Source organism: Advenella incenata (assembly GCF_004217095.1).
Classification (GTDB): domain Bacteria; phylum Pseudomonadota; class Gammaproteobacteria; order Burkholderiales; family Burkholderiaceae_B; genus Advenella; species Advenella incenata.
This window is the reverse complement of record NZ_SHKO01000001.1, coordinates 961,822-980,678: the sequence shown is the minus strand read 5'-3', so window position 1 is coordinate 980,678 and position 18,857 is coordinate 961,822. Positions and strand designations below refer to the sequence as shown.

Below are 18,857 nucleotides of genomic sequence, written 5' to 3'. Positions count from 1 at the left end.
CTAAGCCAGCCAACGCTTGCGGCGGCGATAAAATTTTGTATCGCGAAAGTTTTTCCGATCACCGCTTTCAATGCCCAGATAAAACTCTTTCACGTCATCGTTGCTGGCCAGTTCCTGGGCCGTGCCGTCCATCATCACCCGACCGCTTTCCAGAATATAACCATAGTCGGCGTAACGCAGCGCGATGTTGGTGTTTTGCTCGGCCAGTAGAAAACTCACCCGTTCACGGGTATTGAGGTCACGTACGATTTCGAAAATTTCCTCGACAATCTGTGGCGCCAATCCCATGGAGGGTTCATCCAGCAAAATCATTTTAGGGTCAGCCATCAGGGCGCGCCCAATGGCCGCCATCTGCTGTTCGCCACCCGAGGTATAGCCTGCCTGGCTGGTGCGACGCTGCTTGAGCCTGGGGAAATATTGATACACCCGGTCCAGTGATGCCTCAATCTCGCCCTTGCTCACCTTGCGCGTATAGGCGCCGGTAAGCAGGTTTTCCTCGATGGTCAGGTGGCCGAAACAATGGCGCCCTTCCATGACCTGTATCACTCCCCGTTTGACCAGGTCAGCCGGCGTCATGCTGTCGACGCGTTCGTCCTGGTAATGAATCGTCCCCTTGGTCACGTCGCCGCGTTCGCTTTTGAGCAGGTTCGATACGGCACGCAGGGTTGTCGTCTTGCCGGCGCCGTTAGCGCCAAGCAGCGCGACAATCTTGCCTTCCGGCACCACCAGCGAAACGCCGCGCAGTACAAGAATAACGTGGTTATAGATCACTTCAATGCCGTTGACGTTCAGCAGAAGCCGTTCAGGTTCCGGCTTGGCGGCAGCGTCTGCTGCAGTTGGCGTGGTTTGCATATGGGTATCCCGCTATGTGCTGTCTGATGGGTTGCCCATCCCCCGGCACCGTACCGCGCCGGGGGTGGACGTGCCTCATCCCTCAGGAAGAAGTCTTACTGCAGTCACGAGGCGTGACTTTCTTTGATTGTGCATATTTTTCTGCTTCAGACTTGACCAGCGGTCCCACATATTTCTGGTCAGCCTGATACAGATCGGAAGCTGGAACAAATTTGCTGCCATCCCATTGAACGATCCGGGCCCAATCCTCACCGACGTGGTTGGCGCAAGAGGTCTTGAATGGTTTGACGATTTGATCAAAGCCAATTTCTTTCAAGCGCGCTTCGGTCAGGTCCAGGTTTTCGAAACCCCAGCGCACCTGCTCGGACGTCATATGCTTGCCCTTGCCGTATTTTTCCTGGGCAGTGCGAATGGCTTCAACCTGCAGCATGGAAATGACCAGGCCGCGAGTGTAAGCAATCGTGCCCAAGGTGTTTTTGCTGGAGCCATTGCCCTTGTCAAACAGGTGCGTTTTCAGATCGTCGTATACCTTGCCCTTGGCTTCACCGGTATTGTGAATCGTAATGGCGTTGTATCCCTTGGCCACCTGGCCCAGATCCTTCACATCGCCCTCGGAGCCGGCCCACCAGATGGCATACATCTTGTCGCGGGCGTAGCCGGTAGACTGCGCCTCACGAATGGCCGTTGGCGTCATGATGCCTGCACTCCACAGCAATACGTAGTCAGGTCGTTTCTGGCGGATTTGCAGCCAAGTGGATTTCTGTTCAACGCCTGGCGCCGTTACCGGATAAAGCTGCAGCTCAAAACCGTTGGCTTCGGCGCGCGCCTTAAGCAACGGGATCGGCTCTTTGCCGTAGGGCGAATCATGATAGACAAGTGCAATTTTCTTGCCTTTGAGCTTATCTTCGCCACCCAGTTTTTTGGCAATGTCCTGAATCATGACATCAGCGGCGGTCCAGTAGGTGCCCAGCAATGGAAAATTCCACTCAAATACAGAACCGTCTGCAGATTGCGACAAGCCATAGCCCACCGTTTCGATAGACACCTTGTCTCCCGGCGCCTTGTCGGAAACCGCAAATGTGATACCAGTGGATTGCGAATCAAAGCCCGACGCGCCGCCATGAGCGGCCTTCAGCCGCTCGTAACACTCTACCCCGCGGTCTGTTGCATAGGCGGTTTCACATTCTTCATAGGCGATTTTGACGCCGTTGATGCCGCCGTCGCGCGCATTGACCAGCTTGAGGTAGTCAATCTTGCCATCGGCCCAGGGAATACCCAGCGGGGCGAACGAACCCGTACGATAGGTCAGCAACGGGATAAATTGTTCATCGGCGGCCTGCACCTGTAACGGCAGCGTACCCAGTACACCGGCAACACCCAGCGCGGCTATCCATTGTTTCATTTGCAATTTCATGTCTCTCTCCTCGGATTCTCATCCAGATAGGTTTTATTTGTTCAATACATCCAGCACAGCAAACCGAACACAACTAGTGCGGAAACGGCCATATCCGCAATTTTTCTTTCGCAATACTCCACAAGCGCGCCAGACCATGCGGCTCGACAATCAGGAAAAACACAATCAAGGCGCCAAATACCATATGCTCGATATGCGCTGCCGTATCCACGCCCAGCGACAGCCCCAGCATTTCGGGAATCCGGTTCAGCGCAATGGGCACCAGCACGATGAAGGCCGCCCCGAAAAAACTGCCTACGATGGATCCGAGCCCGCCGATAATCACCATGAACAGCAACTGGAAAGAACGGTTCAGATCAAAGGCAGAGGGCTCCCAGGAACCAAGATGGACAAAGCCCCACAAGGCGCCGGCGATGCCCACAATGAAGGAGCTGACGGCAAAAGCGCTGAGCTTGGCATACATGGGGCGGATGCCGATAACAGAAGCGGCCACGTCCATATCGCGAATAGCCATCCACTCGCGACCGATGGCGCCGCGCACCAGGTTCTTGGCCAGCACGGCGATCACAATCACAAGTGCAAGGACGAACAGATATTTCTGCAACGGCGTTTGTATCGGCAAGCCGAAAAAGTCCAGCCGTGGCACCGACACGCTACCCGACGATGAGTTATTGGTGAAAAAGGGAATGCGCAGGAAGGTCCAGTCTACAAAGAACTGCGCCGCCAGCGTGGCCACCGCCAGATACAGGCCGCGAATGCGCAGGCTGGGAATCCCGAACAGAATGCCGACCAGAGTGGCAAAAACGCCGCCCATCAGAAGTTGAAAGATCAGCGGCAGCTCCGGAAAGCGTACCCCAAAGTTCCACGCGGCATAGGCGCCCACCGCCATGAAAGCGCCGGTACCCATAGAAATCTGGCCGCAATAGCCCACCAGAATATTCAAGCCGATAGCCGCCATGGCCAGGATCAGGAACGGAATCATGATCCCGCCCAAAAAGTAATTGGTAGACAGCAGCGGTACCACGACAATAGCCGCTACCAGCAGCAACCCGATAAAGATACGGTCCTGCCTGATCGGAAAAATCTGCTGATCCTGCCGGTAACTGATTTTGAACTGACCGTTTTCACGATAAAACATATGGATTCCCTTGCCTTTTATACGCGGTCAATGATTTTTTCGCCGAACAGTCCCTGCGGACGGAACAACAGGAACACCAGCGCCAGGACATAGGCAAACCAGATCTCGATCCCCCCGCCGATGAACGGACCGATGTAGGCTTCAGACAACTTTTCTCCGACGCCGATAATCAGGCCGCCGATAATGGCGCCAGGCACCGATGTGAGCCCACCCAATATCACAACCGGCAATGCGCGCAACGCGGCAGTGGACAGCGTAAACTGCACGCCGAATTTCGACCCCCAGATAATCCCGGCAACCAGCGCTACAATGCCGGCAACCACCCAGACAATGACCCAGATGCGGTTCAGTGGAATCCCGATAGATTGCGCGGCCTGGTGATCATCGGCCACGGCACGCAAGGCGCGCCCGGTAGCCGTGTACTGGAAAAAGAACGCCAGCAGCGCCACCATCACTGCCGAAATAACCGCAGCAGTCAGGTCTTCCAGGCTGATCAGAATGCCGCCCTCGAACACAGAGTCCAGGATGAAAGCCGGATCCTTGGGCATGCCGACATTGATGGAGTAAACCGAGCTGCCGAAAATAATCTGACCCAGTCCGTCCAGAAAATAACTGATGCCCAGCGTGGCCATCAATAGCGTGGTGCCTTCCTGGTTGACCAGGTGGCGCAGCACCAGCCGCTCCACCAGAATGGCGATCAGCACCATCACACCGGCGCTGACAATGAACGCCAGGATATTTGCCAGCAGCAGATTTTCAAATCCCAGCCATTGCGGAATCCATACCGAAAACCGGGCCATGGACAGCGCGGCAACCAGCACCATGGCGCCCTGGGCGAAGTTAAATACCCCCGATGCCTTGAAGATAAGAACAAACCCAAGTCCGACCAGCGCATAAAGCATGCCGCCCATCAGACCACCAAAAAGCGTTTCAAGAAAGTAAGCCATGATGATCAGTGCTCCACACCCAAATAAGCCCGAATCACATCTTCGTTCGAGCGCACTTCCGACGGCGTACCATCGCCGATTTTTTTACCATAGTCGAGCACGACTACCCGATCGGAAATGTCCATCACCACACCCATATCGTGTTCGATCAACACAATCGTCGTACCAAATTCGTCGTTCACATCCAGAATGAAGCGACTCATATCCTGTTTTTCTTCGATATTCATGCCCGCCATGGGCTCGTCCAGCAGCAGCATGCGCGGCTCCATGGCAAGCGCCCGGCCCAGGTCCACGCGCTTTTGCAAACCGTAAGGCAGCCGTCCGACCGGGGTTTTGCGATAGGCCTGGATCTCCAGGAAATCAATAATGTTTTCCACGAATTCGCGATGGGCGATTTCCTCTTTTTCCGCACCGAATATGCGGAAGGCTTGCGAGAGCAGCCCGCTTTTCATGCGCAGATTGCGGCCGGTCATGATGTTGTCCAGCACACTCATCCCCTTGAACAGCGCAAGGTTCTGAAAGGTGCGCGCCACCCCCATCTCTGCCGCGCGACGCGGCGTCATCCGGCTAAACTGTTGGCCATCGAAGTGGATGCTGCCATCCTGCGGCACATACACCCCGTTGATTACATTGAGCATGGAGCTTTTGCCGGCACCATTGGGCCCAATAATCGCACGAATCTCATGTTCCTTTACATTGAACGAAATGTCGGACAGTGCCTTGACGCCACCAAACCGCAGCGAAATATTCTGCATATCAAGGATCACCTTGCCGATTCTGGCTTGACGTTCGTCACTCATGCTCATGCGGCCTTTTTCAAAGTATCGGATACAACGACGGCGGGATGAATTTTGAGCTCTGCAGCAATTTTCCCGGTTCGTCCATCTTCATATTTCACTTCGGTTTCGATGTACTGGCTCGGTTTACCGGCAAACAGCGCATCGATCAGTACACCGTAGCGTTCAGCGATGAAAGCGCGACGCACCTTGCGGGTACGCGTAAGCTCACCGTCATCAGGGTCCAGCTCTTTGTGCAGTATCAAAAAGCGGTGGATCTGCAGGCCCGATAACTGCGGGTCCTGCGCCACATCTGCATTAACCTTGCTGATGCAATCTGCGATCAACCCATATACCTCAGGACGCGAGGCCAGGTCGGTATAACCGGCATAGGCCAGGCTGCGCCGCTCGGCCCAGTTGGCCACGGCTTCCAGATCGATATTGATAAAGGCTGTGACAAAATCACGATCTGCACCAAACGCCACTGCTTCCTTGATAAACGGGAAGAACTTCAGCTTGTTCTCCACATATTTTGGCGCGAACATACGCCCGTCGCTTAAACGGCCCACGTCCTTGGCACGATCAATAATCCTCAGTTGCCCCTGGGCATCAACAATGCCGGCATCACCGGTGTGATACCAGCCATCTTCGGTGAACGATTCACGCGTGGATTCGGGATTGCGATAATACTCGCGGAACAAGCCGGGGCTTTTGACCTGCACTTCTCCACTGTCTGCAATGCGCAGTTCGACGCCTGCCACGGGTGGTCCAACGGTGTCGGCCGATACCTGTCCGTCGCTCTGGACACAAACAAACACCGAGGTTTCGGTCGACCCGTAGAGCTGCTTCAGATTGATGCCGATCGAACGGTAAAAGCGAAACAGGTCAGGACCGATGGCCTCGCCAGCGGTGTAGGCAACGCGCACTCGGTTCATGCCGAGCGTGTTGCGTAGCGGTCCGTAAATCAGAATATTACCGATTGAATATTTAATACGATCCAGCGCGCCGACCGCTTCGCCATCCAGGATACGCCCGCCCACGCGATGGGCCAGCTTCATGCAGGTATCGAACAGCCATTTTTTGAACCGGCCGGCGTCTTCCATGCGAATGGTTACGTGTGTCAGCAGGTCTTCAAGAATACGTGGTGGCGAAAAATAATACGTTGGCCCGATGTCGTGCATATCGATCGCCACGGTCGCCGGTGATTCCGGATGATTCACGGTAAAGCCAGTGGCCAGCAATTGCGTGTAAGAGAACATATTCTGGCCGATCCAGGCCGGCGGCAGATAGGCCAGCACCTCTTCCCTGTCGGTCAGATTTTCCAGTTCCTGAATCACCCGCGCCCGATCAATCAGAGCGGCATGCGTGAGCACCACGCCCTTGGGCTTGCCTGTGGTGCCCGAGGTATAAAACATCGCGGCCGTGTCATCTGGCTGAACGCGGTTTACTGCATCTGCATAGGCATTGGGTGCCCCGCTCGCGTACTGGTCGCCCAGTTGCTGCAGGTCTTCCCAGGACAACAGTTGCGGATCACTGTAATGGCGCAGGCCGCGCGGGTCGTCATAAATGATGTGAGCAAGCGTAGGCACCTGTTCACGCACCTCGAACATTTTGTCGACCTGCTCCTGGTTTTCCGCAACAACAATTCGCACACTCGCATCCTGGAGCACGTAAACCATCTCCTGCGCAACGGCGTCCTGATACATGGGAACAGGAATCGCGCCAACTGCCTGCGCAGCCATCATTGCCATATACAGCCTTGGCCGGTTCTCGCCCACAACGGCAATATGTTCGCCCGGCTGCACCCCAAACTGCAGATAGCCGTTGGCAACGCGCTGCACCTGGGCAGCAACCTGCGCCCAGGTATAGGTCTGCCAGATGCCCAGGTCTTTTTCCCTGAGCGCCGGTCGGCCTCCACGAACTGCTGCATGATGCAACAACAGCGCAGGAAAGGTCTGCGGCATGGCGGCATTCGTGCTGTTTACTTGTTGCGGCATGTTGTCTCCTTGCCTGTGTCTTCGGGCCCTGATTTATTTGTTCTGCCCGTCCCGGTCCGGATATCCCGTCTTGGCGAAAAGCCCCGGAAACTTTATGTGTTGCTAAGTTAACGGTTTGATTGTAAGCTAACTGTCGCCATCACGACATTCTATGATTTTCTAGGGTAAGTCCTATGTCATCTTTTTCCCCAGAGGCCGCGCAGTGGTTCAATCTGCTCGCGCCCGAGCACCAGCGACGCGTACTGCAGGATGTAACTGTTGCCCATTACGGAAACGGCGCCCTTATTGCGCGCAAGGGCGAGACCGCAGATCACTGGATCGGCGTCATGGATGGCCTGATTCGAATTTCGGTGGGTAATGCCGATGGCAAGGTGGCCTCCCTTACCGGCATTCCGGTCGGCGGCTGGCTGGGAGAAGGAAGCATTCTGAAGAAAGAATGCCGCAAGTACGATGTCGTAGCGCTGCGCGATTCCTACGTGGCCAGACTGCCCTCCCGCACCTTCGAGTGGCTGCTGGACAATAGCATTCCATTTAACCGCTATCTGCTGGATATGCTGAACGAGCGCGTAGGACAGTTCATCGGTCGCGCCGAACATGACCGGCTGCTCAACGCCGATGCCCGTGTTGCCCGCTGCCTGGCCGAACTGTTCAATCCCCTGCTGTATCCCGGCCTGAAACAGCGGCTGGCCATCACGCAGGAGGAAATGGGTTATCTGGCCCGAGTATCGCGCCAGCGCGCCAATCAGGCGCTCAAGAAACTGCAAAGTGAAAAATTATTGCATGTGGAATACGGCGCCGTATCCATTCTTGACCTGGAAGGGCTGCGTCGCTACGGCGCGTGATCGAGCCATTCACCCCAGGTTACCCCACTGACTCATTCCACCGTGAATGTAGCTCACGGGCTCTCAACGACCGCATCAGCGCACGGGGGGACGCTGGCCGAACAGCGCAGATCCAATACGCAACTGGGTCGACCCTTCCTGTATCGCCAGCTCAAAATCGGCACTCATACCCATGGACAGAACCGGCAACGCCTCGCCCAGTTCATTCTGGCATTGGTCACGCAACTGGCGCACACGTTCAAAACAGTGCCTGACCCGTTCCTGCACGTCGGTGTTTTCCGCCACGGTCATGAAGCCCTTCACATTCAGGGTGTCATAGTCGCGAATGGTTTTGAGAAATTGCGGCACCAGCTCGGGCGCCATGCCGGTTTTACTATCCTCGTTGCTGGACTTGACCTGCACCAGCACATCCAGACGACGACCGGCCTGTTGGAGCCGTTTGTCCAGCGCCTGCGCCAGCTCCAGCCGGTCCAACGATTGCAATTGGCTGGCATAACGCACCACTTCCTTGACTTTGTTGGTCTGCAAGTAACCAATGACGACCCATTCGATGGATGAGTCATTCAATGCCAGCGCCTTTTCCTTCATTTCCTGGACCCGGTTCTCTGCAAACTGGCGCTGGCCCAGCGCCATGGCCTGACGCACCACCTCATGCCCAAAGGTCTTGGAGACCGGCAAAATGCAGACCTGCTGCGGATCCCTGCCGGCGTGTTCACATGCCAGACGCACCTGCTCATTGACGGCGGCAAACTGCTCGGCCAGACTCATTGTGTACCCCCTGTTGCAACAGCCTGAATCAGGCCGCTTCCTTGGCTTTCATGTTGGTGTCGGTATCGGTGGCCGCTGCCGCCTCTGACCGCAATTTGCCGAACGCCCACATCACGTGCTGTGGTGTGAGCAAAATACGCCAGTATCGGTCGCGCAACCGCCCCCCTGGAATATACCATGGCGCAACAATACGTGAGATGCTCCAGGCCGGCCGCCACGCCCGGGTACGCTTCATGCGACCGGTCAGCGTGAGCACCGGAATACCGGCAGCCGAAGCCAGATGGCCAATGCCCGACTCATTGCCAATAAACCAGCCCGATTCGCGGACATAGCGGGCAACCCCACTGAGCCCATGATTATCCGGCAACGCTGCCCCCACGCCAGTGACCCATTGCCAATCAGTGCGTTCGTCTGGTGACACAATAAAGGCAGGTTCAAAACCCGCCTTGATCAGATCTGTAGCCAGTCGGCCAAAGTGCTTTGGCGCCCAGCAACGCAATGCACCCGTGGAGGTCGGATGGATGGCGACCCGCCTGGGATAGCGATTCTTTTGAACGCCGCCTGGCGCGACCATGCCGTTGCCATGCGTGCATCCGGTAAGTCCAAAATAGTCGCGACAAAAATCGCGCATCTGATAGGCCTTGACAAAGCCCTTGCCGGTAATGACCACATGCTCGTCGTAGATGACTGCATTCGGATGTTGTTCAGTCAGATCGAACGGCCACCCTGGATGCATTTGTATGGCCTGATCAAAGCCGCTGAGCGCCGCATGCGCCTGCTGCGCCGCTAACGAACGATGAATGGCAAAGCCCGGGAACCAATCGCGCAATTGCCAGATATAGTCACCAAAGATGGAAACCTGAGCGCCATTGTTACGAAAATTATTGGCAATCACCATCATGAGCAAGGAATCGCCCAGACGCGGCGCCATCAAAATGGCTACCTTTTTTTGTCCGCCCATATATGTCTTTCAATCCCCATAATCAGACAACATCGTTATTGTACTGTTGTCTGATTTGCCACATGACGGCGCGACACCAAGTGCGCCAAAAGTAATAGACGCCCAGAAGCCCCGATCTGCCGCCCCGTCCTTAACGTATTTGACAAAACTGCGTAAAATTTCGCCGTGTTTAATGTTCAACACCCCGGATTCTTGTGGACAGGGCCAGATATACGGCCACGATAACGGTATAGAACCCCATGGTGCGCAGGCCGCGGAACATCAGCTCCGAAAGCCCGAAGACGGCAAAACCGACACAGACCGCCGCCCCCATTGCCGCATAGGTTCTTAATTCTTCATTGGTTGTGCGCAGCATTCGCTTAACAAAAACGGCAGCCGGCGCAAAGTAAACCAAAAACAGGCCCAGCACCCCAAACAATCCGTAACTGCTTAGCGCCTGCAACCAGTCGTTATGCGGTTCTCCCCATTGGTTAGCCACCACTTCGGAAACCAGCCCGCGCTGCACGCCGTCTGTTTTCATGAATTCAGAGAAATACTTGTTGGCACCGGACCCAAACAACGGATTGTCTTCCCAGATGGCAATGGTTGAACGCCACAACTGCAAGCGGATGCAGATGGAGGACAGCTTGGTGCTATCCGTGGTGATGCATTCCTTGAACTCTTTCTCGCCCAGTTGCACCCTGTCCTTGATACCAGGTACGGTCAGGGTCACGGCTGCGGCAAGAACCAGGCCAACCAGAAACACGCCCGCCAGCCTCATGCGGTTATTTTCCCGCATATGAATCATGATGCCAAACAGCAGGAAAAAGGGCACTGCCACCCAGCCGCTGCGGGTTTGAGTCAGCACAAACGCTGCGATACCCAATATCCCCAGAACGATCTTGAGGATTTTTTCTGTTCTGGCAAAACGTGTGAACGTCACATTACAGGAATACAGCGTGATCACGCTAAGCAGAAAAGTAAGATCGCCATAGCCCACGGCATTGTAAACGGCGCTGGTTTCCGGTCGAATGAAATCGGGCAAGGCCAGATTGACAATGAATACAATAGCAAATACCAGGGCTGCATAGACACCGAATACAGAATAGGATAGCCAGCGACGAGGCGCGTAGCAGCAGGCAGCGACCAGCAGGGGCAGGCCGGCGGAAAAACGCAGCGCTTTTTCAAACCCGGCGCCATCGCTACGGCCATTGACCAGTTCAGATGCCACTACGGCTACAACAAAGACGGCACATAGGGCAAACAGCCACGAAAACGTCTTGAGCCTGAAGGTGTTTTGTGCCGGGCGCAGTGCAACCACAATAAACAGCGACAAAACAAGCAGTAAATAAAAAAGCGGACTGGGAACGCGTTGTGTACTCATGATGGCAAGTGGCATGGCCACCAACGCCAGTATGAATGTCAGAAAAACAGGGCTTGCCAATTTATTCTGGATGAAATGTGGCATTCGGTGTTCCTTTTCCGTAAAGCATATGACAAAGCGGGGACTTAGCGTCACCGGAATTATAAAGCGGGTTATTAAGGCCTGTCCAAATTTGTATCAAGCTGCAAAAACTATTGGCTGCAATTGTGTGACAAGGCCATAATAATCGCCGATCGGCACGCTTTGGCCCGACCTCTTCTGCTAGAATCAGACTTCCCTCTCATTTGTCAAAATGAACATCTATGGATAATCAGAACGTACTGCCAGACCTCATTGAGCAACTTCAGGTCGAGTCACTGGGTAATGACGTTTTCAATGGTATCAGCACCGACATCTTTGGTACAGGCCGCATTTTTGGCGGGCAGGTGCTGGGGCAATCCCTGATGGCAGCGTCACTGACGGTCAGCCCGGGTCGCGCCGTGCATTCGCTGCACTCTTACTTCCTGCGTCCGGGCGATACCAGCAAACCGATACGTTTCGAAGTGGAACGCACCCGGGACGGGGGCAGTTTTTCGGCCAGGCGTGTTATCGCCTCGCAACTGGACCAGCCCATTTTCATTATGAGCAGCAGCTTCCAGGGCGAAGAGCCGGGTTTTCAACACCAGACCCCTGCACCGGTTGTCACACCGCCGGATTCGCTGAAAAATGAAAAACAACTCATTGCCGACTTTGAGCATAAGCTGCCCAAACGCCTGGCCAGCCTGGTCGGTCGCGATTTTGCCATTGAGATGCGGCCAGTCGAACCCACCCAGATGCTCAAGCCAGGCAATTACGACCCGCAGGCACACATCTGGTTTCGTGCTGCAGACAAACTCCCCGACAACCCGCTGCTGCACCGCGCCATGCTTGCCTATACATCAGATTTCTACCTGCTGTTCACGTCGCTGCTGCCGCATAACCAAACGCCCTTTTCCAAAAGCATGCAAATGGCCACTATTGACCATGCCATCTGGTTTCACCGCGCGTTCCGTATGGACGAATGGCTGCTCTACTCGCTGGAGTCGCCCAGCGCCAGCAATGCACGCGGGTTTTGCCGGGCGCACGTATACAACAGCAAGGGGGACCTGATCGCTTCCACCACCCAGGAAGGGCTGATCCGCAAGGTACAGGAGCACTAAGTACGGCAACTGCAAACCTGCTGGCTAAGCGCCGGCTGTCCATGGGGACTGGTTTCTGACAGAATGTATCGAAAAGCGGCGCACCAGCCGCTTTTTTTTACCATCGGAAAAGCCAGTCGCCTTGCAGGATTAACCGCAAGAAGCTATCTGCGCCCGCTGGTGGCATTTGTGCCCGCATTCGGACCTGGACGCGGCCTCTTACTCAGGCACAAGCATCCGTTTGCCGTGCAGCACGCCCATTATGCTATGGACCGCCACCATTCGCGTTACTTCTCGAAAATAGCCTTGAGCCGGGGCCACAGACCCTGTATGACGAATGCCGACCCCTGCTTGGACAAATGGGTTCCATCGGAATAAAGAAACTGTTTGCGCTCGATCATGGTCACGCAGCGCCCCTCTTTGCACAATACCGAATAGGGATTGATGAATTCGACGTTTTTATGGCTTTGTGCGTATTTTTCCAGACTGCGGTTCAGCGCATAAGCGTTGCCCTTTTCTTCATTGAGTTCCAGGTATTTGGCGCATACCAGCGGCAGGTAGCCGGGCCGGTCAACACATGAAGCCAACCCTACCTGGGAGCCCGCTCCAGGCGGCGTACCGATAATGACAAGTGTATTAGTCAGGCCAATCTGCTCATGAATGGCATCGAAGTTTTTTTCCAGAAAGCTGATATAGGCCTCTGTATTGGGGAAATCCACGCGCTTGCCGTCGGGCGTGCCCATGGTTTTCTGGTAATTCTGATAGCTGACCGCGTACAGCAGCGGCACCTTTGACAACTTTGCCTCTTTCAGGGCATAGTCCAGCCGTTCCACACAATCCTTGCGCGGCACGCCATCGAGCAGGCGGGTGTAGCCAGGCCCAAAAAAGCAGCCATCTTCGAATGAGGTATCCACCCATTTCTTGTTGGCTGCCAGGATCTGGTTCAAGCCGAAGGCGTACTGCCTGGCATAGCTGTCACCCAGAAGGACGGCCGATTTGCGTCGACCATTGGCATCCCCCAGTACCTGGCTGCCCATGGCAAACCCCTCTCCTCCGTATTGTTCTTCATGAAACCGGGGAGAATTGGCCATATGCTCGGCGAAATAATCATTCATCCGAAAACTCATGCCGTTACTGGTCATGATCATCAGGGCCGGCACCAGAATCAGTGCCAGCGCGCACACGCGCTGGATGGTTTGGCTGAAATACCAGCTGTACAGATCTACACGGCGATACCGGTTTTCCACCAGTACGTACATCAAATAACCCAGAATGAACGGCGCAATCACCAGCGCCCATCTTTCGGACAACAGTAGCGGCCGGTAAATATAGTACTTGTAGAACACAATCAGCGGCCAGTGGATCAAGTACATTGAGTAGGAGATCAGCCCCACCGTGACCATGGCGCGATTTCTGAAGATATTGCCCAGATACTTTGCCGGGCTGGCATAGATACACAGCGCTGCGCCAATGGCCGGCACCAATGCATGCAGCCCCGGGAAAGTCGTGGTTTTATCAAAAACAAAGATGCTGTACAGCAGCAGTGCAATGCCCAGCGCCATGATGATTTCGTACAGGATCACGCCTGGTGTATGCCGTTTGCGATAATCCACCGCGAACACCATCAGGCCGCCGATGGCGAACTCGAACACCCGAAAGGGTGTCAGATAATAATTGGCCGAAGTGTCTACCGACAAATACCATTGCGACAGCGCCAGCGACACTGCGCCGAGCGCCAAAAGCACCCACGGCAGCAAGGCACGATTGAGCCGGTATACCAGAAAAATCACAAACGGCCAGATCAGGTAAAACTGCTGTTCGACACCCAGCGACCAGGTATGCAGCAACGGATTGGTTTCTGATGACGTATCGAAGTATCCCGAGACCAGCCAGAATCGGAAATTGGACACTGAAAACAGGGCGAATACGCTGGAATCGGCCAGCGCGACGTAGTCATCCGGCGAAAACAGCAGGAAACCGGCAATCAGGCATAGCACCAGTGTCAACAGCAGGGCCGGATACAGGCGTGCAACACGCCGCGCCATAAAGCGCAAAAACGAGAATTTGCCTTCAATACAACTGTTGAGCAAAATCCCGGTGATCAGGTAACCCGAAATGACAAAGAAGACATCAACCCCGACATAACCGCCACTGAACGCCTGAAAGCCTGCATGGAAAAACAGGACGGCAATCACCGCAAGGGCGCGAAGACCATCAACACCAGGTTCGTAGGATGCGGACTGCGTTTTGGAGGTCGTGGAAAACAGGGACATCAGGGCCTTTCTTTATTGAATAACCGGGACTATGTTAATACAAATCGATGACGGCACATCCCTGGTGCTGTATATGCATCTGTAAATATTGTGTGGATTCCTTATCAATTGTTCCCTTCCGTACCGGACCGGCACTGCGCCTGTTTCCAATTGCAGCAAATCAATTGCCACAGGGCACACGCCACGCGCGCATGGCGCAAGTCCCGCTTCGCCTATCGGCCCCCGCCACCCCAAGCGGCGGGTCGGCTTCAAAGGGGCGCATATTGTGTCCGTATGAGGAGACGGGCAACAGCTGATTCTGTGCCCGGAAAAGCATCACTCAGTGCCTGGCGACAGCGCCCGCCTCAGTCGGCGTCGCACCAGACGGAGCAGGTACGGGCTTCGCTTGTCGTTCCTGCTCAAGCGCCAGGTAAAAGCCGTCCATCAGCTCGGACCATTGCGCATTGTACTTGGGCACAAAATCCTCCAGCAACGACTGGATATGCGCCTTGTTGGCCAGCACGCGCTTCATCCTGACATAGATGGCGTAGGCATTATCCACGCAGGGCTCGACCAGATATCCGGCCAGCTCATCGGAAATGCCCGAGAAAATATCGCCAGCGGGCCCGACAATACATGGCACACCCAGCGCGCTGCATTCGAGCACCACCATGGGCGAGCATTCGGTATTGGTCACATACAGGTTCACATCCAGCGACGCCAGCAGGGCGATAAACTGTGGGCGCGGCAATTGTTCATAGAATTGCATCCTGCCCAGTTGCCGAAAATCCAGATCCCGGAAGGTAATACGCGGCACATTGGTATGCAGGGTCCAGTTCTCTTGCCCAAGTGTGGCCAGCAACTGCACAAACGGATTCTTGTACCAGGAACTGACGGCGGAAAAAACGCCTATATGAGCCACCCCATCATCGGTGCGCCGGGTAGCGGGGAGCGTGAACTGACGACGGATATCCGGGATCGGATTGATCAGCCCGAAGCTTTTGATGCCAATCACGTTCAAAATTTTGTCCAGGTCAGGCTTGACCGATATCACACCATCGATAACACGATTGTTATATAGCTTGTGCCACAAGTTAAAGTGTTCCAGTTGGCTGGGCTCGACCCATTGCGCCGGCGAACCATGCCACAGAAAGTACTGCTGAATGTGCGGGGCGCGTTCACGGACTTTCTCCGCCATGGTCAGGTGAATGACTGACCCGCCACTATAGATAATCTGCGTGGGCAAATACTCAAGCAGTGTGTCGACTGCCATATCCAATTGCGGATGATTGACCACCTCCGGGTATTCGTCATCAAAATAAGGAAACCGGAACCTTCCATCAGCAAACAGGCTTTCAGTGGAAGCGGCCACGCCCTTCCACATGGGAGCGTAGACCACCACCGGACGATCCGGACTGCGCTGCTCAAGCGTGGCCCTGTAAGCCTTCTCTACAGTTTCATATTGGGCCGCGCGGTGAGCGGCGCTGGCACCAAATATCGATGCGCTATTGCCGTGCAAAAGGCGGTTATACCATACGGCAGCTTTGGGAAACACGCGATCAATTGTTCGCACCAGACCTGCTCGCTTGAGAAAAAACACGAATGTTCTGGCGCCATTGATGGCATATTGTCGCAACATACTACGGTTGATACTGTAGCTTTTCTGTCGAGTGGCCAAAGGTATCGACCTGGCAGCCGCCGCCTGCAGAAACTGCAACCATTGGGCCCTGAGCGGCCCTGTTGGGGAAAACTGTTCCTGGAATGCCTGCAGATTGGCCTGTTTCATCGCAGAAATGCGATCCCGCGACTGCACCAGCGATTTGAGCGTCATATAAAACTGCTCGGCGCTGCGCTCGATTACTGCCTCTTTCATATATTGGTCAGGCAGTACTTCCCTGGCGATGCCCACAGGTGTAGAGACAACGGCGACGCCAAGACTCATGGCTTCGATCAGCGTCAGCGGCGTTCCTTCGGCCAACGAGGCAACCAGAAGAATATCCTGCTGCGCCAGCGTTGCCAGTACTTCATCGCGTGAGCGCTTCTGCTGTGCCGAATCGATCACTGTCAGCGCAACCGGGAAACCTTCCTGTTTGAGCCGCTCGATTGCCGGTTTAATAATTGACTCGAGCCCCTTGTAGTCGCGATAGCCCGCATACTCACCCCATTTGGAATTGCCGGTCCACATGATTTTGATGGGACCGTCGGCAGCAACCGGCGTGGCCTGCCCGCCAGATACGTCCGCCTGGCTGATCGGCCAGTCGATGAGTATACCGTCAGGTTTGGCGAAAAAATCCTGGCTGTCATAAATCTGTTTGAGATCGGCATTGGTTACGAAGTAACCATTCACGAAATCAAACACCAATTTTCGCTCGATCAGCTCATCGGTCGAGTGGTAAAGATAGTCCGGGATATGCGTCGTAACGACAAGGCCATTCAGGTGCGCCGCCGCTTTGGACTTTGCCCCTACCGTTTCAAAAATGACCTTCAGGTGCTCCCGGAAAAAAAAGTGCGCATGCGCAATACCATCGCCTGCCATTTTCTGCAGAAGATGAGAGGCAATCGGATAGTCGGCCCAGTAATACAGACTGACCTCGTAATCATCCGACAGCTGCTGCTTGACATGGCTGGCAATAATATCAAATGCCCAGCCCCGTATATCAACGACAAACGCCAGCTTCTTTTTCATATCTATCCCGGGCCGCACATTCAAAACGACTGCTCGTAGGCAGAGATTACCTCTTCTACCGGCCCCACCATCATTTGCTTGCCGCCATCGAGCCAGATCGCCTTGTTGCACATATCACGGATGACCTGGTTCGAATGCGAGGCGACAAAAACGATCTTTGCACGCTGCTGAAATTCCTTGAGGCGCTTGTTGGCCTTGTCCAGAAAGGCAGCGTCGCCAACGCCAATGACTTCATCGAGTAGCAGGATTTCCGGATCGAGTGCCGTTGAAATGGCAAACGCCAGCCGGATACGCATACCCGATGAATAGGTGCGGATGGGCAGGTACAGATAATCGTTCAGATCGGTAAAATCGGCGATCTCCTCGGTTTTTTCCTTGATCTCGGCAGTGGACATCCCCAGCAGCGTACCACGCAGGCGAATATTGTCATAGCCGCTGAGCGTCTCGTCCATACCCAGGCCCATATCGAGCAGCGCCACCGCGCGACCCTTGGTGATCAGGGTACCGTTGGTTGGCTCATAAATACCTGCCAGGACCCTGAGCAGGGTCGATTTTCCCGCGCCATTGCGTCCGACCAGACCGACCCGATCGCCATTGCCAAATTCGAAATGCAGATCCTGCAGCGCCTTGACAACTGTAATACCGTGATCGGAGCGCAGACGATCGTTCTTGAGCGAACCCAGTACGCGCAGTTTCATGGAACGACCGCTAAGGTCGTACACCGGCATCTCGACGTTAAGATTTTCTGCTTTTATGTATGCGGTCATGATTACACCCAGAAAGGAACGCGGGCACGGTAACGACCGTGCATGAAAATAGCCAATACGGTTCCGGCCACCGCCATCACCAGGCAGACAATCCAGTTTTCAATACTGGGGTACTCGCCCAGCAACGGCGAGCGGATGATTTCGATCAGATGGGCGAACGGGTTGAAATCAATGATCCATGGGTATTTGTCCAGCATGTCCTTTTTGAACAGGATAGGCGTGATATAAAAGATGACCTGCAAAATACTGATAACAATCTGGGGCACATCACGAAAACGGGCGCAGACCAGAGAAGCCACGGTGCAGATCCACCATAGGTTCCACAATAGCAACAGCATGCCCAAGACAAACAAATGCAAGGTGTGCCAGAACGAGATCTGAAAACCGATTAGCACCAGTATCACAATCACGAAGTTATGCGCCAGTACAATCAGGTTACGCCAGATTGTCTGCAGAATGAAAATGGATCGAGGCAGCGAGATCTGCTTCAGATAATTGGTCGAGGCAATATAGGTATTGCAGCCATCGGTAATGGTCAGCGATATAAAAGACCAGATCACCAGTCCGATAGCCAGCATCGGCAGGTAATCGCGCAGATTCATCTTGAACAGCGCGCCGTAGATGACGCCCAATGCCGCAACCATGACGCCCATACTGATGGTCAGCCAGAATGGGCCTATTTTTGACCGGTTATAACGCTGCTTAATTTCAAGCCAGGCCAGTAGCATCCAAATGTGATGATGCTGAAGGCCCGCGCGGATATCGCCCAGACCCCGATTGATATTGAACAAAAACATGTAATGTAAACTCATCCAAAAAAAGCCAGATTCGCCATATATCGTGCCGAATTGCCTGACGATGGGCGCTGCAGGCCAATTGCCCGCCAGCGGAATTATTTGTCTGTTCACGCCCCGCCCACAGACAGGTGCAGGCAGAC

General features: G+C 54.6%; 15 protein-coding genes. 2 read left to right on the top strand and 13 right to left on the bottom strand.

Annotation, left to right across the window (positions count from 1 at the left end; all coding sequences use genetic code 11):
- The 6 genes from EV681_RS04425 to EV681_RS04400 form a co-directional block, all read right to left on the bottom strand.
- Window positions 1-852 carry an ABC transporter ATP-binding protein gene (locus EV681_RS04425; RefSeq protein ID WP_128396107.1) on the bottom strand — a complete coding sequence of 284 codons (852 nt, stop codon included), beginning with the start codon at window positions 850-852 and terminating at the stop codon, window positions 1-3.
- An 82-nt stretch (window positions 853-934) separates the two neighbouring features.
- Window positions 935-2,266: an ABC transporter substrate-binding protein gene (locus EV681_RS04420; protein ID WP_128396106.1), complete on the bottom strand. Its 1,332-nt coding sequence runs from the start codon at window positions 2,264-2,266 to the stop codon at window positions 935-937.
- A 73-nt stretch (window positions 2,267-2,339) separates the two neighbouring features.
- Window positions 2,340-3,404, bottom strand: a complete 1,065-nt coding sequence (locus EV681_RS04415; RefSeq protein ID WP_128396105.1) for a branched-chain amino acid ABC transporter permease — start codon at window positions 3,402-3,404, stop codon at window positions 2,340-2,342.
- A gap of 17 nt (window positions 3,405-3,421) precedes the next feature.
- Window positions 3,422-4,351: a branched-chain amino acid ABC transporter permease gene (locus EV681_RS04410; RefSeq protein ID WP_128396104.1), complete on the bottom strand. Its 930-nt coding sequence runs from the start codon at window positions 4,349-4,351 to the stop codon at window positions 3,422-3,424.
- A gap of 5 nt (window positions 4,352-4,356) precedes the next feature.
- Complete coding sequence (locus tag EV681_RS04405; protein ID WP_165392939.1) at window positions 4,357-5,157, bottom strand: ABC transporter ATP-binding protein; 801 nt, start codon at window positions 5,155-5,157, stop codon at window positions 4,357-4,359.
- Window positions 5,154-7,124: an AMP-dependent synthetase/ligase gene (locus tag EV681_RS04400; RefSeq protein ID WP_242612134.1), complete on the bottom strand. Its 1,971-nt coding sequence runs from the start codon at window positions 7,122-7,124 to the stop codon at window positions 5,154-5,156. Before EV681_RS04400 ends, EV681_RS04405 begins: the two co-directional genes overlap by 4 nt.
- 173 nt (window positions 7,125-7,297) lie before the next feature.
- Here EV681_RS04400 and EV681_RS04395 point away from each other — a divergent pair, with 173 nt between their 5' ends.
- A complete protein-coding gene (locus tag EV681_RS04395) occupies window positions 7,298-7,966 on the top strand; it encodes a Crp/Fnr family transcriptional regulator (protein WP_128396102.1) in 669 nt (222 codons plus the stop codon).
- A 75-nt stretch (window positions 7,967-8,041) separates the two neighbouring features.
- On the opposite strand, the gene EV681_RS04390 is transcribed toward EV681_RS04395, so the two are convergent.
- From EV681_RS04390 to EV681_RS04380, 3 genes are all read right to left on the bottom strand, one after another.
- Window positions 8,042-8,734: a YggS family pyridoxal phosphate-dependent enzyme gene (locus tag EV681_RS04390; RefSeq protein ID WP_130303376.1), complete on the bottom strand. Its 693-nt coding sequence runs from the start codon at window positions 8,732-8,734 to the stop codon at window positions 8,042-8,044.
- Between the two features lie 28 nt (window positions 8,735-8,762).
- Complete coding sequence (locus tag EV681_RS04385) at window positions 8,763-9,695, bottom strand: glycosyltransferase family 9 protein (RefSeq protein WP_130303375.1); 933 nt, start codon at window positions 9,693-9,695, stop codon at window positions 8,763-8,765.
- 169 nt (window positions 9,696-9,864) lie between these two features.
- Window positions 9,865-11,142, bottom strand: a complete 1,278-nt coding sequence (locus EV681_RS04380) for an O-antigen ligase family protein (protein WP_130303374.1) — start codon at window positions 11,140-11,142, stop codon at window positions 9,865-9,867.
- Window positions 11,143-11,360: 218 nt separating this feature from the next.
- Between EV681_RS04380 and EV681_RS04375 the strand changes: the two genes are divergently transcribed.
- A complete protein-coding gene (locus EV681_RS04375) occupies window positions 11,361-12,236 on the top strand; it encodes an acyl-CoA thioesterase (RefSeq protein WP_128396098.1) in 876 nt (291 codons plus the stop codon).
- A gap of 266 nt (window positions 12,237-12,502) precedes the next feature.
- Here the strand turns inward: EV681_RS04375 and EV681_RS04370 are convergent, their stop codons facing one another.
- From EV681_RS04370 to EV681_RS04355, 4 genes are all read right to left on the bottom strand, one after another.
- The gene (locus EV681_RS04370) at window positions 12,503-14,488 is read right to left on the bottom strand and encodes an acyltransferase family protein (RefSeq protein WP_128396097.1); all 1,986 of its coding nucleotides are present in this window, start codon (window positions 14,486-14,488) and stop codon (window positions 12,503-12,505) included.
- 319 nt (window positions 14,489-14,807) lie between these two features.
- Window positions 14,808-17,153, bottom strand: coding sequence for a glycosyltransferase (locus EV681_RS04365; protein ID WP_128396096.1), 2,346 nt, complete (start codon window positions 17,151-17,153; stop codon window positions 14,808-14,810).
- A gap of 20 nt (window positions 17,154-17,173) precedes the next feature.
- Window positions 17,174-17,920, bottom strand: coding sequence for an ABC transporter ATP-binding protein (locus tag EV681_RS04360; protein ID WP_128396095.1), 747 nt, complete (start codon window positions 17,918-17,920; stop codon window positions 17,174-17,176).
- 2 nt (window positions 17,921-17,922) lie between these two features.
- On the bottom strand, window positions 17,923-18,717 hold the full coding sequence (locus tag EV681_RS04355; protein WP_128396094.1) for an ABC transporter permease: 795 nt from the start codon (window positions 18,715-18,717) through the stop codon (window positions 17,923-17,925).
- Window positions 18,718-18,857: the final 140 nt, after the last annotated feature.